Origin of the sequence: Chryseobacterium fluminis, from assembly GCF_026314945.1 — a bacterium.
Classification (GTDB): Bacteria; Bacteroidota; Bacteroidia; order Flavobacteriales; family Weeksellaceae; genus Chryseobacterium; species Chryseobacterium fluminis.
In genome coordinates this window covers 1,482,834-1,499,435 of record NZ_CP111121.1, presented here as the reverse complement: position 1 = coordinate 1,499,435, position 16,602 = coordinate 1,482,834, and the positions used below count along the sequence as shown (strand labels likewise).

Here is a 16,602-nt window from a genome sequence, read left to right as displayed (position 1 = left end):
AGCTTATTGATTGGTTTTCCATTGGTGGGTTTCGTCCTCAAAAATCTCTTTTCCCCAGATCGGCAATTCGTTTTTTATACGTTCTACCACTTCATTACAAGCCAGCGTTGCTGCTTGTCTGTGCTTTGACGAGGTAAAAACAAAGAGGCAGATTTCTCCTGCACTCACGACACCCAGGCTGTGATGAATATGCATACAGGTAAGGTCATATTTGGCAAAAATCTCTTCTCGGATGGCTGACATCTGATTCAACGCCAGATCTTCGTATGCGGTATATTCGATAGCCTTTACCGTTTTATCCCCGATTTTATCCGCGCGAACCTGGCCCAGGAAAATCTGATGCGCCCCGATTTCCGTTTTTGAAGAATGTTTGGAAATACTTTCTGCAATGAACAGAGGCGATATGGGACTCTGCTGAAATATATTTTTTATGTTACTCATTTATTTCTTGGTTTAAATTCTGGATACCACCTTCCAGATGGCTGATGGTAATGTCAGGGCCTGCTAATTCCTGCAGAATCAAGGCGCCTGCAAGGCTTCTTTTGCCGGACTGACAGACCAAAATAATATTGCGATGGTGAATTTGACAAAAGCGTTCCTTTAATTGAGATAAAGGGATCGACACATAAGGAATCTTAAGTTTAGGATGCTCATCAGGCTCCCGGACATCAATAACAAGAGTATCGGGAAGTTTTGATGCTTCTTTAAATACCGGAGGAGAAATGTTTTTAATGCCATCCTGTAAGATTCCGCAGTGTTGTTCATAATTCATTTTTTCAAATTCTTCCACGGTAGACGGAATGTCCGCATTTACAGGGTCTTCATAAGGAATCCCAAAAACAGCAGTCTGGTAATCTAACATATTGATGGTCATTAATTTATTGATTAATGGTTCTCCAGTCCCGGTGATCAGCTTGATGGCTTCGGCGGCCTGTATGCTCCCGATCATTCCTGGCAAAACACCCAAAACACCGGCATCGTTACAGTCCGGCACTTCTCCCGGTTTCGGAGGTTCCGGAAAAAGATGTCTGTAGTTCGTAGTACGTCCTTGCTTATCGGGAACATTGAAAACAGCAACCTGACCTTCATACTGATAAACAGCACCGAAAATCAGCGGTTTCTTCATCAGTCTGCAGGCATCATCCAACAGGTACCGTGTCGGAAAGTTGTCCGAGCAATCCAGTATCAAATCATAATCCGAAATCATCCGGATCGCATTTTTTGTGGTGATGCGGGTAGAAATGATGTCAAATGCAACCTCCGGATTCATCGCACCGAGTCTTTTGAATGCCGCTTCGGTTTTTAATGTTCCAATGTCATCCGATGTGTAAAGAACCTGTCTGTGAAGGTTACTCAATGAGACCAGATCGTCATCGGTAATGCCGATATTTCCAACGCCAGCTGCGGTGAGATATTGCAGGACAGGGCAGCCCAGACCTCCTGCTCCGATGACAAGAATTCGGGCAGATGCCAGCTTTTCCTGAGCATGGATGCCAAAGTTTTGCAGCTTTATCTGCCTGTCGTATCGTTCCGGATTCCACATATTATCCTCCTGAATAAGGTGGCATCAGGGCTACCACGTCGTTGTTATGTAATGGTGTATTTTCTGAAATGATCTTCTGATTAACTGCAATTCTCAGTTTTAAATCTTTTAAAAGAGAAAATGTTTCGTTCAGTTGATGCATTAATATATCGGTATTTTCAGCTTCAGCTTCAAAATCCGAGCCTAAAATTTCTTTCAGTCTGCCAAAACTGATTATTTTTATCCTACTCATTAGTCTGCTTTTTTTAAGACAATGGTTTTCAACATTTTTACGTATCTTCTTCCGGTTGCAAAATCAGTGGGAGACAAGGTGGAGATGCCGTCTTTCGGTCTGCCTTCAACTTCCGGAATGATCAGTACATGGTCCCCCACAGAAGTATTGAAAATTTCATTCCATGAGAAAACAACCCTATACCCATCTTCTGCAATACAGGTGATATAATATTCACTCAACACTTTTGGTGACTTCTCGTTAAAAGATATTTTTGAAAGAACATCTCTGAGCAAAACACCATTCACGTTTTTGAGGGTAGATTTGTACTCTTTCAGATGATTGGTAATCTGAACACTGTCTAACTTGTGTTTAGTATATTTTGCCAGATCGGCTGCTGTGACTGTTATTTCTCTATGATCAGGAGCAATAATCCCGATGCTTTTTGCCGATTGGGCAAAACTAAAAGTTGTAAACAGAAAAGCAGCTGATAACGTTAAATTTTTCATGGTATGATTTTAAATAGTGCTTGAGATTAATTTATAGCAAGCCATCAGGAGAACGACAGCCAGTACATATTTCAGTCCGTTCTGATTAAGCTTTTTTGAAGCTAAATAGGCGCCAAGCAACCCACCGGCAAAGGCACACACGATATACATCCACATGTCTTGGGTAAAAGCGATCTCCTTGGTAAACATTCCACCCAAACCGGCCACGGAATTAACGAAAATAAAGGCTGCACTGATGGCTGCGGTCTGTTTCTGATTGGTCCATTTTAACAGAATAAGAACCGGCGACAGTAAGATCCCTCCGCCGATACCGATCATTCCTGATAATAAGCCGATAACGCCCCCGAAGATCAGGGATAGATAAATTTGAGGATCCTTCAGCTCGCTGTCATCCGGACTCTTGAAGAAGAAAAAACGGATGACCGGGAAGAGCAGTAAGATGCCCAGAATACGCTTATATAAGGTATCTTCAATATGAATCATTCCGCCAACGAAAGCCAGGGGAATAGAGGCCAGCGCTATAGGAATAAAAATCCGGAGCCTGAAATGTCCACCTCTGTAATACTGTATAAAGGCCGTCATGGACACAAAAAGATTAAGAACAAGTGCGGTAGGTTTCATTTCTTTCGGAGCCACCCCATATAAAGCCATCAGCGCTAAATATCCGCTTGCGCCTCCGTGTCCTACTGCTGCATACAGAGCGGCAATTACAAATAATATAAGGTAAAAGAATTCTACATTCATTTTTAAGTTTCTATTTTAATATGATGACTTCCACGGCCTCATCTTTCCCGCATCCTTCTGAATTTTCTTTAAGAATCATAAGACAGTTGGCTTCCGCAAAAGACTGCAGACGGTAAGATTCCTGTGCATGAAGTGGCGTTACCTGCCCGTCGAGATGGGTTGCTTTAAGGAAATGCATGAGGCCGCTTTTCTTCTGGTAGGCAGATGTTGTTAGGGCGCTGGTCTTTGCGGTAATGTCCGGACGCATCATGATTTTTGAAAGTAAAGGAGCAATGTATACATAAAAGCAGGTAAGTGCGGAAGACGGATTTCCAGGCAGTCCGAAAACGAGTTTCTCCTCTTTAGTTCCGAAAAAGAAAGGTTTTCCGGGTTTTTGCCTGATTTTATGAAATCGTTGTTTAACACCACATTTTCGGGTGGCATCAATCACGTAATCATAATCACCGACACTCACGCCGCCGACCAGGATCACTATATCTGTTTTTAAAATGGCCGAATGAAGGGCCTTTGATACTTCTGAAAGGTCATCTTTTACCAAAACACTTTCAATCGTCTCTATTCCGCATTGTTTCAGAACACTTTCCAGCTGGTAGGAATTGGATTCGAAGACCTGCCCGAAATCCAGATTTTCTCCCGGTTTTACCAGTTCGTTACCCGTTAAAATCAAGGATACGGAAGGTGCGGCATAAACCTTTACTTCAGTGCATCCTATTCCTGCCAGATATCCTATAGCCGCCGCAGAAAGATAATTTCCGGAACTGATGGCAATGCTGCCTTCTTGGGCATCACTTCCGGCATCTCTTACATGCATGCCTTTTTCAAGATCGGGATCTTCGATGATCAGGTATTCATGATCTTCAACCGACACTTTTTCCTGCATAACGACCGTATCTGCACCATCAGGAAGCGGTGCTCCCGTAAAGATCCTGCAGGCGGTGCCGTTTTCAAGTGTGAAATATTCTGTAGAGCCAGCCGGCATTTCGCCCGCGATTTTTAATTTTAAATTTTTATCTTCAAAACGGATCGCATAACCGTCCATTGAAGACTGCGAAAAATTCGGAATATCGTATCTGGAATAGATATCCTCAGCAGTTGTATATCCAAATGCTTTTTTTAACGGCAGAATCTGCTGTTTTCTTTCCGGAATATTCTGATTGATTATTTCCTGTGCTTCCTGTACACTGATCATTTTTTATTTTTTAAATTATCATAATCTGAGGGCGTGTCGATATCAATCGCTCCGTCCTCAAACCCGAAAGTTTCTGCGTCTTCCCGATGCTGTTGAATGATCTTTTTTGCCCCCTGTTCACCTGTGATAGTCATGAGTTCTTCAAAATAGTTTTTCGAAAACAGAGCCGGAACGCCCAGGGTATCTGCATATTTAGCGGTGACGATCCCTCTGCCGGAAGTTTTGTATAGCTGAAACATCTCCAAAAATACCTGACTGGTAAGATAAGGCTGATCACAAACGGAAATAAAACACTTTTCCATTTCAGGATAACGGGCAGATAAGGTTATTAATCCCGATGTAATGGATGAAGCCATTCCGGAATCCCATTCTTTATTTACGATAGTGGGTATATCTTTATTTCTTATCGAAAAAGCGATGTCATCATGATGTGCACCCAGCACAAGAATGATCTGGTTTGTATCAAATACTTCCAGTGCGGTATCTATGGTTCTTTCGAGAAGTGTTTTATTCTGATACAATAAAAGCTGTTTTGCAGATCCCATTCTTGTAGAATTTCCTGCTGCCAGTAATATAATTCCAGTATTTTTCATTATCCGCCAATATTAATCATACTTCTGTTCTCAATGATCGACGCATTGATTTTTTCAAATTGCCGGTCCAGCTGGCCACCCTGTATTTTTGCTTTCGAAAAGATCGCAGACTCTATGACCGGTACAATATCCTCACCTTTGCGCAACGGTGTTAAAAGATCGGTTTCATACTTCGAGAAAAGGCAGTTTTTCAGTTTTCCGTCTGCCGTAAGCCTGATCCTGTTGCACCCGCTGCAGAAAGGTTCACTCATGGTACTGATAATGGAAAAACTTCCTTGGTGACCATTGATCTTATAGCCTTTCGCGGTATCATGAAATCCGACGGGCAGAGGAAAAAAATCGTATTTTTCTCCGATAATATCCAGAATATCTTTTTGGGTCATTACCTGGTTGCTGCTCCATTTATTCCCGCTGAAAGGCATAAACTCTATAAACCTTACTTCGACAGGATGGCTTTTTGTAAAAGCTATGAATTCCGGTATTTCATCATCATTAACGCCTTTCATCGCCACCACATTAATTTTGGTCTTTATACCATGCTTCAGCAAAAGATCAATATTTCGGACCACCCGGTCAAAATAGTCACGGCGGGTAATCTTCAGAAATTTCTCTTTCTGCAAGGTATCTAGGCTTATATTAATGCTGTGGAAATTCGCCTCGACAATTCCGGAAATCATATCGTCAATACGGATACCATTCGTAGTGCAGGTCAGCTGTACGGGCAGTTTTCCTAAGTTGCGGATGATCATGGAAGCATCTTTTCGTACAAAAGGTTCGCCACCGGTCAGCCGGATTTTGTCTACCCCCTTATGAACAAAAAGCCTGGCTAAAGTATCAATTTCATCCGCCTGCATCAGTTTTGAATGCGGAGTAAAATCGTAATTTTCTTCCGGCATACAGTAAAAACAGCGCAGGTTACAGTTATCCGTTAAAGATATCCTAAGGTAGGTATGGGTTCTTCCGAATTGGTCTGTTAGCATAATCTATTTATATACTGAGAATATCAGTATGTATTTTTTCTTGTTTATCCCGTAAGGATAAACCGTTTTTTCCGCTTAAGACCGCTTTGATCTCTGCAACTATGGAGATGGCAATCTCTTCCGAAGTCTCAGCACCAATATCTATTCCAACAGGACCGAAAAGTTTATTTAATTCTTTTTCCCCTAAAAGAATTCCCGAATTTTTAAGATCATCCAGCATTCTGTTAAGTCTTTTTTTCGGTCCCAGCAGCCCTATATAGCGTACCGGCTGGTGAATGATAAGCTTTAAAAGAGCAAGATCATAATTGTAATTATGCGTCATCAGGACAAAAACAGTGTTTTCATCCATGGCTGTCATATTAATGATTTCTTCAGGCTTTCCAAGCAAAACTTCATCGGCAAGAGGAAATCTTTTTTTCAGAGCATGGGTGGCCCTGCCATCTGCGATCACCGTTTTCCAGCCTAAAATTGAGGCAGTATCTACCAAGGGTTTCGCATCATTTCCCGCGCCGGCAACCACCAATGTCGTCTGCGGAGGAATATACTGCAGCAAAATTTCACTAGATGAAAAACCGGTCAGCATATTTTGTTTTTTCTCCAGCACCTGTGATGAAAAACTTTTCAGTTCACTTTCAGAAAGATGGCCTGAATCTGATATCGTAATGTTTTGATTTTTCACCAGTCCCACAGTTCCGGTCTGCTTATTTCTGTTTTCCAGTGAAAACACGGTGGCGATGACCGATTCATCTCTTCCGTCAGTTGTTTTTTCCAGAAGACCAATAGGGTTGTGAGAAGTATTTTCATTGATGTATTCAAATAATATATGAACAATCCCATTGCAGCCCAGCTGTACCCCAAATTCCACATCATCCGGATTGCTGGTGTCATACGTGACAAGTTTGTTATTTTTCTGATGAATAGCAAGGACTGCTTTCCTTAAGGCATCTCCTTCCAGACAGCCTCCACTGATGGCACCGGTAAGATATCCGTCTTCTGTTACCAGCATTCTTGCGCCGGCCTGCCTGTAAGAGGATCCCTCTACCTTTACTACAGTAGCCAGCGCTGTTTTTAATCCATCAATCTGTGCTTTTTTATAAGCTTTTACAATGTCATTAATCTCTTTCATCAGCAGATAATTTTATGAATTGGTAATTATTTTTAACGGGAGGTATGATTTTCTTGAAATAAAACCATTAAAAAAGTTTCTCTATATTCAAATTTACACAAATAATAACGTTTATATATTACTTTATTTAAAAACCGTAATATTGGTATGTAAAACGGTAATATATATTGCAGTTTTTTAATTTTATTTGGTGATATTTGTTAAAAATCATATTTGCATATCATTATACTAATAAAAATAATATATGGAATTAAAAGGACAATACAGTAGGAGAAACTTCCTCAAAGTTTCGGGACTGCTGGCAGGTTTTATGGCTGTTCCCTCTTCAGTAAAGGCATTCTATCAGGATGTAAAGCAATACCTCGTTCCAAAGAAAAATGTATCGAGGCTTACGCTTTCTGTCAATAAAAAGACGCACACGCTGTATGCAGATACCCGTACTACCTTACTGGACCTCTTCAGAGAACAGCTGAACCTCACAGGTTCAAAAAAAGGCTGTGACCACGGACAGTGCGGAGCCTGTACAATACACATTAACGGGGAGCGGGCATTGAGTTGTCTTACCCTGGCAGCAATGGCGCAGGGAAAAGAAATTACAACCATTGAAGGACTTGCTAACGGTGATGACCTTCATCCGATGCAGAAAGCATTCGTGGAATGCGACGGCTTTCAGTGCGGATACTGTACGCCGGGCCAGATCATGTCTGCCGTTGCCTGTGTGAATGAAGGTCATACGGGTTCTGTGGAAGAAATTAAAGAATTTATGAGCGGTAATCTCTGCCGTTGCGGAGCGTATAACGGTATTGTTCAGTCTATCCAAAAAGTTGCAGCACAATGAGACCATTTAATTTTGAAAAAGTAAAATCTGCTGCTGAAGCTTCTGCCATGAAATCAGCTGTCAGTCAGTATATCGCAGGAGGAACCAATCTGGTGGACCTGATGAAAAAAAATATTGCTCAGCCAGAGAAACTGATTGATATAACCACGGCACTTTCTGACACTATTGAAGATCAGAATACCGGTCTGAAGATCGGGGCAATGGCAAGCAACCGTAAGGTGGCGGATGACAAAGCGGTGATTGAGAAATTTCCGCTTATTTCCAAAGCCATTCTTGCGGGAGCCTCCCCTCAGATCAGGAATATGGCAAGCACAGCAGGAAATTTACTGCAGCGGACCAGATGTCCTTATTTTTATGATATTACCACTCCCTGTAACAAGAGGAAGCCTAACAGCGGATGCAGCGCCATCGGAGGAGCCAACCGGATGAGTGCCGTGGCAGGGTATAATGAGCAGTGTGTTGCCGTTCACCCTTCAGATTTCTGTATCGCTTTGGCTGCTCTGGACGCAACGGTAACTGCGCAGACAAAAGATCATAAGGAAATTAAAATTCCGTTTACGGATTTTCATAAGTTGCCTGAAAATACCCCATGGCTTGATAATAATCTACCGCAGGACGCTATCATTACACATATTGAGATTCCGGCTAATGCATTCAGCAGACATTCCGCTTATGTTAAGTTAAGAGACCGTACCTCCTATGCCTTTGCTTTAGTATCCGTTGCAGCAGCATTAAATCTGGACGGGAAAAGAATAAAAGATGCCCGTTTGGCATCAGGAGGCGTAGCCCATAAACCTTGGCGCTGGTTTGAGGCTGAAAAATTTCTGCAGGGAAAACGGGCGACAGAAGAGGCCTTTGAGGAGGCGGCAAGATTAGCGGTCAAAGATCTCAAACCACTGTCTGAAAACGGATATAAAATACCCATGCTTCAGGGAGCTATGATAACAGCATTAAAAAATAGTATGAATCAATAATTGGGTATATATTAAAAAGTAAAATTATGGGATTACTGGAATTACTGAAAATTAAATCCAAAAGACCGGAAGGTCGTGTTGAAGGAGTAGAAAAAGTGACCGGAAAGGGGAAGTATGCGGCTGAATATGAGGTGAAAAATATCTGTTATGCTGTATTGGTCAACAGCACAGTTCCTTCCGGCAGAATACAATCCATTACAGTAGATAAAGCCAAACAGGTCGAAGGCGTTCTTGATATTATTACCCACCTTCACAAACCTGCAGTGCCGGGTATGGCGACGGAAGACAAAATTAAGGAAGCCAAGTTCGGGCTGCCTGTTTTTCATACGGATAAAATCTTTTTTAAGGGCCAGCCTATTGCTATGGTGATTGCCGAAACCTTAGAGGATGCTACTTTTGCAGCCTCGTTGGTAGAAGCAGAATATCAGAAAGATGATTTTGCTGTTGATTTTAATGCTGCCAGAGAATCAGTTCCTTTGAAAGCCGAAGGAAAGGAAAGGGGAGGTTTTAATACCTGGCAGAGCCTGCCACTGATTATCGATCAGCAATACAACATCAGGGCAGATGTGCACAATCCTATGGAAATGCATGCTACCATTGCCCATTGGACAGGACATGATACTTTACGGCTGTATGATAAAAACCAGGGAGTAAACAATGTTCAGAAAACATTTGCGAAATTATTCGGGCTTCCTGAAAAAAATGTTGAGGTATTCAGTGAATTCGTAGGCGGCGGCTTCGGTTCCGGACTTAGGGTCTGGCCTCACGTCCTGGCTTCCGTTATGGCTGCAAAACAGGTAAACCGTCCCGTAAAATTAATGCTCACCCGTTCCCAGATGTTCGTTGCGACCGGATACAGGCCTGCTTCATGGCAGAGAATTAAATTGGGGTCGGATCAGTCAGGAAATCTTTTAGGAATTCTGCATCAGGCCAAGAATGAAACTTCAGTCTATGAAAACTTTAACGACGGCATTACCCGGGTTACCAGACTGATTTACAAATTTCCCAACTTAAAAACTGAAGCAGCCACTGTTCCCCTAAATTTAAGCACCCCAACCTGGATGCGCGGTCCGGGGGACTGTACCGGAGTATTCGCTCTGGAATCTGCCATAGATGAATTGTCTTATCGGCTGAAAATGGATCCTGTAGAGCTGAGACTGAAAAATATTTCCCTGGAAAAACACCCGGACTCGAACCTGCCATGGTCTACCCACTTTCTCGACGAAGGATTGAAAAGAGGGGCCGAAATGATAGGATGGAACGCCAGAAAAGCAGTTCCTGCAAGCGTTACCGATGGAGACTGGTATATCGGATACGGAATGGCTGTCGGCATGTGGAATGCCGGGAGAAGGGAATCGCAGGCAGCCATTGTACTGCATAAAGACGGCAGTGTGATGGTACAGACTGCGATGACGGATATCGGGACCGGTACGGGAACAGGAATGCAGAATATAGCCCACGAAATTACAGGAATACCAAAAAATAAAATCCATATTGAACTGGGAAATTCCACCCTTCCTCCGGCACCAAGTCAGGGAGGGAGTACAGGTTTATCATCTGTGAGCGGGGCGGTATACGAGGCGAGTACTCAACTTAAGCAAAAGGTAGCAGAATATGCAGCATCACTTAGTGAAAGTTTCAAAGGTGCTGTTTCCGAAAATATCCTTCTCACCGATACAGGCATCAGCTTAAAAAATAATTCTGATGCTACCGTCTCTTTTGCAGATCTGTTTGAAAAGAATCATCTGGATGAAATACGTCTTGAAGTTACTTCAAAGCCTGGAAGCGAACGGGAAAAATTTGCTTTCTGCTCATCCTCGGCACATTTTTGTAAGGTGCGGGTGAATAAGCGTACCGGAAAAGTAAAAGTGGAAAAGCTTGCTGTCATGGCAGACGGCGGGAAAATCATCAACAGTCAGGCAGCGGCGAACCAGATGTCCGGAGCAGCAGTGGGAGGTATCGGAATGGCACTGATGGAGGAAAACCAGATTGATTCCAGATTAGGGACATTAATCGGTAATGATCTGGCAGGATACCACTTTGCAGTCAATGCTGATGCACCTATTATAGAAGTAGATTTTATTAACAAACCTGATCCTCATATCAATCCTTCCGGGGCAAAAGGTCTGGGAGAGGTAGGAATCATCGGGACGGCACCGGCAATAGCTAATGCCATCTATAATGCGATTGGTGTCCGGATGAGAGATTTACCGATCACGCCGGATAAGATCCTCATGGCATTATCCCGTTGACTTTTTAACATAAACGCAACAATTGTAGAACTATATCAATATTCTGTATCGGGCCGGTACAGAATATTTTTTTAATTAATAATCGGTAATCCCTTATTTAGATTCAATATATTTAACGCATTTTTTATGATTTAATACACCAACACTCATCGGTTTGAAGGTTTACGGTTCCCTTTTTGTATCATCATCGTTATACCAAATTTACAGATGTATGAGAAATACAGGAAAACAATCTATTACCCTGAAAGTAAATGGAAAGGAGCACCATCTGGAGGTGCTTCCCTGGGTATCGCTTCTTGATGCTTTACGGGAAAATCTGCATTTTACCGGAACCAAAAAGGGCTGTGACCACGGCCAGTGCGGGGCCTGCACGGTTCTTATCGACGGTAAGAGGGTGCTCAGCTGTCTTAGTCTGTGCGTGATGAAAACCGATGCTGAGATTACTACCATTGAAGGAATTTCAGATGGCGAAAACCTCCATCCTGTTCAGCAGGCTTTTATCGATCATGATGCCTTTCAGTGCGGATACTGTACTCCGGGACAGATTTGCAGTGCGGTCGGGCTGCTGTCTGAAGGTAAAGCCAAAACCCGGGAAGAGGTTCAGGACCTGATGAGCGGAAACTTATGCAGATGTGGCGCCAACAGGGGAATTATTAATGCTGTCATGTCAGTTAAACAAAATACATATGAATAATTTTTCTTACATCAAAGCATCCAGTATTGATGAGGCTGTTTCACTGACAGAAGGAAACGAGGATCACACGATCATTGCAGGAGGCACCAATATCATCGATCTGATGAAATATTTCATTACCGAACCGGATACCCTGGTTGACATTAATAAAATTCAGGGAATCCATGACATTGTCCGGCTCGGTGACGGCGGTATTCAGCTCGGTGCTTTAATGACCAATGCTGGTACTGCATATCATCCGGTGATTGAGGAAAAATATCCTTTACTGTCGAAGGCGATTTTGGCAGGAGCTTCTGCGCAGATCAGAAATATGGCCACCAATGGCGGAAATTTATTACAGCGTACAAGATGTTATTATTTCTATGATATTCATACTCCGTGTAACAAAAGACAGCCGGGATCCGGATGTTCTGCCATCAAAGGTTATAACCGTATCCATGCTATTTTAGGTCACAATGAAAACTGTATCGCTGTTTTCCCTTCGGATATGTGCGTGGCACTCGCTGCGCTGGAGGCGAGAGTGAATGTATCCGGACCGGAGGGAGACCGGACCATTGAATTCGCTGACTTTCATAAACTTCCGGAAAATACTCCGGATATCGACAATACTCTTAAAAGGGGAGAGATAATCACAGGAATTCAACTGCCTGAAAAAGGATTTTCAAAAAATTATTCTTATCTGAAACTCAGAGACCGAAGTTCGTACTCTTTTGCCCTCGTGTCAGTAGCGACAGGTCTTGAACTTGAAAATGGAGTGATCAGAGAATCCCGGATTGCGTTGGGCGGCGTTTCTCATAAGCCGTGGCGTGTCAGAGAAGCTGAGGATTTTTTAAAAGGAAAAGAAGCGAATGCTGAAAATTTTGCGGCTGCCGCAGATATGATCTTAAATGGAGCCACCGGATTTGAACACAACAACTTCAAAATTAAATTAGCTAAAAAAGCCATTGTGAGAAATGGGTTGATGGCCCTTAATCCGGAGTCTCAGAGACCGGGAGCAAAGCCTTCATTATAATGTATTCATTTTAATCGAATTTTATGAAAAATATACCCTCTGTCGGAAAACCAGTAAGTCGTCTTGAAGGTCATCTGAAGGTGACGGGAAATGCAAAATATGCTGGAGAATATGACGCTACGGATTTATTATACGGATATGTAGTCAATAGTACCGTTACCAAAGGTAAAATTAAATCTATCGATACCTCGGAAATTAAAAAAATGGAAGGTGTGGTTGAAGTTTTCACTCATGACAACAGACCTTCTACTGCCTGGTTTGATTTTCAGTATGCAGATATGGATGCACCACCGGGAATAGTTTTTAAGCCGCTTAAAGATGCTGAGATCAAATACAATGGTCAGCCCATTGCCCTTGTTGTGGCAGAAAGTTTTGAAACAGCCCGTTGGGCCGCCGCAAAAATCAAAGTGGTCTATGAAACTGAAGATTTTGAAACAGATCTGAAAACGAATCGTGATAAAGCCAGGGATCCTAAAAAAGGACTGGCCTCTCTGCTGAAACCCCCGCCACCGAAACCTACAGGTGATTTTCAGAAAGAATATGAAAAATCAGCTGTACAGACAGACAGCCATTTCAGTCATGGGACCGAACATCACAATCCGATGGAGATGTACGCTTCTACAGTGATTTATGAAGGAAAGGACAAATTAAAAATATACGATAAAACACAGGGAACCATCAATTCTCAGATGTATGTTGCCAATGTTTTCGGGCTGAAGATGAAAAATGTTCAGGTGATTTCACCATTTGTAGGAGGCGGATTCGGCTCCGGGCTTCGTCCCCAGCATCAGCTCTTTATGGCCGTTATGGCTTCTCTGGCATTAAAGCGGAACGTACGTGTGACGCTGGACCGCGCTCAGATGTACATGATCGGACACAGACCGCCTACTTTACAGCATACCAGATTCGGGGCAGACAAAGACGGAAAAGTAAATGCTATTTATCATAAAGGAATCGGCGAAACTTCACGGTTTGAAGATTATGTGGAGATGGTGGTTAATTGGGCCAGTATGCTTTATCCGGCCGAAAATACTTTACTTGAACACGAGATTGTTCCGTTGGATGTGTACAGTCCGCTGGACATGAGAGCCCCCGGTGGAAGTACAGGAATGCACGCTATTGAGGTTACAATGGATGAAATCGCTTACCAGCTGAACATTGACCCGCTGGAATTAAGACTTATCAATTATTCCGAAGTCGACAAGAGCAGCGATAAGGAATATTCCAGCAAAGAACTCAGAAAATGCTATCTGGAAGGGGCTGAAAAATTTGGCTGGAACCAGAGAAATCCTGAACCCCGGAGTATGAAGCGTGGCAATAAATTGGTAGGATACGGAATGGCAACCGGTATTTGGGATGCCAACCGGATTTTCGGTCGTGCCGAAGCGATTATGACTGCTGACGGGAAAGTAGAAATAAAAAGTGCGGTAACCGATATCGGAACCGGAACACTGACGATCATGACTCAGATTGCAGCGGATGAGCTGGGACTTCCCATCGAACATATTACTTTTACCTATGCAGACAGTGCTTTGCCGTTTGCTCCCATTCAGGGCGGATCATTTACAACGGCAACGGTAGGACCTGCCGTGCAGAATGCATGCCAGGCTTTGAATAAAAAACTTTTTAAGAAAGCAAAAGATCTTGAAGGTTCATTTTTAAAAGACACGGCTTTCAAAGACGTTATCTTCAAAGAAGGATACATTGTAATGCGGGATAAACCCGAAATGAAATTGGATATAAAAGAAATTTTTAAGACCAACGAAGGAAAAGCGATCCGCACAAAGAACTCTGCGATGCCTAATCCGTTAACGTATGGAAAAAAAGCCAGAGCGGTTCACAGTGCCGTCTTTGTGGAAGTAGAGGTGGATGAAGAGCTGGGGGTCATAGAAGTTACCAGAGCCATTACAGCGGTTGCCGCCGGAAAAATTATCAATCCGAAAACGGCCGAAAGCCAGGTCCTGGGAGGAATGATCTGGGGCATCAGTAAAGCCTTACACGAAGAAACAATACTGGACCATCAGTTTGGAAGATATATGAATGCTAATCTGGCAGAATATCACATTCCGGTTCATGCAGATATCCATGATCTACAGGTAATTTTCGTCGAAGAAGATGATAACTTTGTGAACGATCTGGGCGTGAAGGGAGTCGGTGAGATCGGAGGAGTAGGCATGCCTCCTGCGATTACCAATGCCATTTTTCATGCGACAGGAAAAAGAATTTATGATCTTCCGATTCATTTTGACAGGCTACTTTAACGTCAGGTTTCATTGATGATAATTATTATATTATATATTTGAATATCAATGCATAAAAAATCCCCGATCATCGTCGGGGATTAATATTTTATACAGACCGGAATCTTGCTGCCTTTGTTCCGGATTGCTTTAAGATGCAGCTTCTTCAGGATCAATTCTCTCCAGATCCAATACCGTAGGTCCGGTAAGCATTTTACCGTTAACATTAAATCTGGAGCCGTGGCACGGACAATCCCAGCTCAGCTCCGCACTGTTCCAGCGGACTTCGCACTTCGTATGCGGGCACGAGCTTTTAATAAGATGGGTTTTGCCGCCCGTTTCCTTAAATAATGCATACGATTCGCCTTCATACTTCACAACTTTTGCCTCACCATCGGTAACTTCAGCCAGCGATTCTATCTTTTCTTTGAAAAGCTTATCTTTGATAAAATCAAAGGCTACCGTAGCGGTTTCCTTCACAAAGTCGGTAAGTCCTGCAATAGGTTTTACCCTTGACGGATTAAAAAGTTTTTCGTATTTATTCTCTCCTTTAATGATTAGATCTGTTATAATCTGTGAGGAGATCGTTCCGAAAATCATCCCGTTGCCGCGGAAACCTGTCGCAGTATATATTTTCCCCTTACTTCCTGGAAGCTTTCCGATGTACGGAAACCCGTCTACAGGCTCGTAATACTGGCTGGACCAGCTGTAGTGTACGGTTTCAACATCAAAGTGCTCGCGGATGTAGTTTTCCAGTCTTGAAAAACATTCACCAGTATCCTGTTCGTGACCGGTCTTGTGGTCTTCTCCTCCGGCAATTAACAGAGTCTGTCCGTCAATTTCCTGGGTCCGGTAATAATGATACGGATCCAAGAGGTCATAGCCCAGTTGCTCAGGATAATTTTTATCTTTCAGACTCAATGCAATGGCGTAACTTCTGTAAGGGGCGTTGGTAAAACTGAGAACATTAAGACCCGGCGTAATATGAGTAGCATATACCGCATTCCGAGCTTTTACTTCCCCGTTTGATGTTTTTAAAACAATCATATCATCCTGTTCTTCATGGCTTTCACAAACACAGGTTTCCTGGATAACTCCTCCAAGATTAATGAATGCTTCGCTCAGGGCCCTGATGTATTTTATCGGGTGAAACTGTGCCTGGTCAGGAATGGTTACGGCACTCACGAAAGGAATAGGGAAAGGAATTTCGCTGGTAAAGGTCATGGGGTGTCCCACCTTGGATGCTCCGTCAACGATGTCTTTCAGCTGTTTGTCCTGTTTCTCATCCAATGCAAAAAGACAGGCAGATTTTTTCTCAAAATCGCAGTCTATTCCGAACTGCCTGATATGATCTTCAATGATGGTAATAGCTTCCTGTCCCACCTCCGCAAACAATTGGGCATTGTCAAGCCCGAAATCACTGATAGCTTCAGGGAAGGTCGTATCGAAAAAATCATTGAGGTGAGCAGTGGTACCGCCCGTTGTTCCAAAGCCTATGTTGGAAGCTTCAAGAATAATACATTTTTTGCCGGCTTGCTGCAGTTTTATTGCCGTTGATACGCCGGTAATTCCTCCGCCAATAATGGCAACATCATATATCTCGTTAAAGTCAGCTCCGGATGAGAATTTTTTATTCTCTTCCTGCCATATGCTTTTTCTGGCTCCGTCTCTATTCATAATTTAATTTTTTTAATTGA

The 16,602-nt window shown here is 42.9% G+C and carries 16 protein-coding genes; 6 read left to right on the top strand and 10 right to left on the bottom strand.

Annotated elements, in window-relative coordinates; genetic code table 11:
• Positions 1-3: 3 nt before the first annotated feature.
• From ODZ84_RS06640 to ODZ84_RS06600, 9 genes are read right to left on the bottom strand one after another with little or no spacing between them, the layout of a single operon-like run.
• Positions 4-441 (bottom strand): molybdenum cofactor biosynthesis protein MoaE, encoded by a 438-nt coding sequence (locus ODZ84_RS06640; RefSeq protein WP_266176206.1) that lies wholly within the window; start codon positions 439-441, stop codon positions 4-6.
• Entirely contained in the window at positions 434-1,543 is a 1,110-nt protein-coding gene (locus tag ODZ84_RS06635) for a HesA/MoeB/ThiF family protein (RefSeq protein WP_266176205.1), read from the bottom strand. The genes ODZ84_RS06640 and ODZ84_RS06635 overlap by 8 nt, the downstream gene beginning before the upstream one ends.
• A 1-nt stretch (position 1,544) precedes the next feature.
• Entirely contained in the window at positions 1,545-1,775 is a 231-nt protein-coding gene (locus tag ODZ84_RS06630; protein ID WP_266176204.1) for a MoaD/ThiS family protein, read from the bottom strand.
• On the bottom strand, positions 1,775-2,263 hold the full coding sequence (locus ODZ84_RS06625; protein ID WP_266176203.1) for a molybdopterin-binding protein: 489 nt from the start codon (positions 2,261-2,263) through the stop codon (positions 1,775-1,777). Before ODZ84_RS06625 ends, ODZ84_RS06630 begins: the two co-directional genes overlap by 1 nt.
• Positions 2,264-2,272: 9 nt before the next feature.
• On the bottom strand, positions 2,273-3,007 hold the full coding sequence (locus ODZ84_RS06620; protein WP_266176202.1) for a sulfite exporter TauE/SafE family protein: 735 nt from the start codon (positions 3,005-3,007) through the stop codon (positions 2,273-2,275).
• A gap of 10 nt (positions 3,008-3,017) precedes the next feature.
• A complete protein-coding gene (locus ODZ84_RS06615; RefSeq protein ID WP_266176201.1) occupies positions 3,018-4,196 on the bottom strand; it encodes a molybdopterin molybdotransferase MoeA in 1,179 nt (392 codons plus the stop codon).
• On the bottom strand, positions 4,193-4,789 hold the full coding sequence (locus ODZ84_RS06610; protein ID WP_266176200.1) for a nucleotidyltransferase family protein: 597 nt from the start codon (positions 4,787-4,789) through the stop codon (positions 4,193-4,195). Before ODZ84_RS06610 ends, ODZ84_RS06615 begins: the two co-directional genes overlap by 4 nt.
• Positions 4,789-5,769 carry a GTP 3',8-cyclase MoaA gene (moaA, locus tag ODZ84_RS06605; RefSeq protein ID WP_266176199.1) on the bottom strand — a complete coding sequence of 327 codons (981 nt, stop codon included), beginning with the start codon at positions 5,767-5,769 and terminating at the stop codon, positions 4,789-4,791. Before moaA ends, ODZ84_RS06610 begins: the two co-directional genes overlap by 1 nt.
• 7 nt (positions 5,770-5,776) lie before the next feature.
• Positions 5,777-6,895, bottom strand: a complete 1,119-nt coding sequence (locus ODZ84_RS06600) for an XdhC family protein (protein ID WP_266176198.1) — start codon at positions 6,893-6,895, stop codon at positions 5,777-5,779.
• 244 nt (positions 6,896-7,139) lie between these two features.
• On the opposite strand from ODZ84_RS06600, the gene ODZ84_RS06595 reads away from it, so the two are divergent.
• From ODZ84_RS06595 to ODZ84_RS06570, 6 genes are all read left to right on the top strand, one after another.
• Positions 7,140-7,733: a (2Fe-2S)-binding protein gene (locus ODZ84_RS06595; protein ID WP_266176197.1), complete on the top strand. Its 594-nt coding sequence runs from the start codon at positions 7,140-7,142 to the stop codon at positions 7,731-7,733.
• A complete protein-coding gene (locus ODZ84_RS06590) occupies positions 7,730-8,707 on the top strand; it encodes an FAD binding domain-containing protein (protein ID WP_266176196.1) in 978 nt (325 codons plus the stop codon). Before ODZ84_RS06595 ends, ODZ84_RS06590 begins: the two co-directional genes overlap by 4 nt.
• Before the next feature lie 26 nt (positions 8,708-8,733).
• Entirely contained in the window at positions 8,734-10,959 is a 2,226-nt protein-coding gene (locus ODZ84_RS06585) for a xanthine dehydrogenase family protein molybdopterin-binding subunit (RefSeq protein ID WP_266176195.1), read from the top strand.
• A 211-nt stretch (positions 10,960-11,170) separates the two neighbouring features.
• Positions 11,171-11,653 (top strand): (2Fe-2S)-binding protein, encoded by a 483-nt coding sequence (locus ODZ84_RS06580; protein ID WP_266176194.1) that lies wholly within the window; start codon positions 11,171-11,173, stop codon positions 11,651-11,653.
• The gene (locus ODZ84_RS06575) at positions 11,646-12,665 is read left to right on the top strand and encodes an FAD binding domain-containing protein (RefSeq protein WP_266176193.1); all 1,020 of its coding nucleotides are present in this window, start codon (positions 11,646-11,648) and stop codon (positions 12,663-12,665) included. Before ODZ84_RS06580 ends, ODZ84_RS06575 begins: the two co-directional genes overlap by 8 nt.
• A gap of 23 nt (positions 12,666-12,688) precedes the next feature.
• Positions 12,689-14,926, top strand: coding sequence for a xanthine dehydrogenase family protein molybdopterin-binding subunit (locus tag ODZ84_RS06570; protein WP_266176192.1), 2,238 nt, complete (start codon positions 12,689-12,691; stop codon positions 14,924-14,926).
• Positions 14,927-15,055: 129 nt separating this feature from the next.
• Here the strand turns inward: ODZ84_RS06570 and ODZ84_RS06565 are convergent, their stop codons facing one another.
• Complete coding sequence (locus tag ODZ84_RS06565; protein WP_266176191.1) at positions 15,056-16,582, bottom strand: FAD-dependent oxidoreductase; 1,527 nt, start codon at positions 16,580-16,582, stop codon at positions 15,056-15,058.
• Positions 16,583-16,602: the final 20 nt, after the last annotated feature.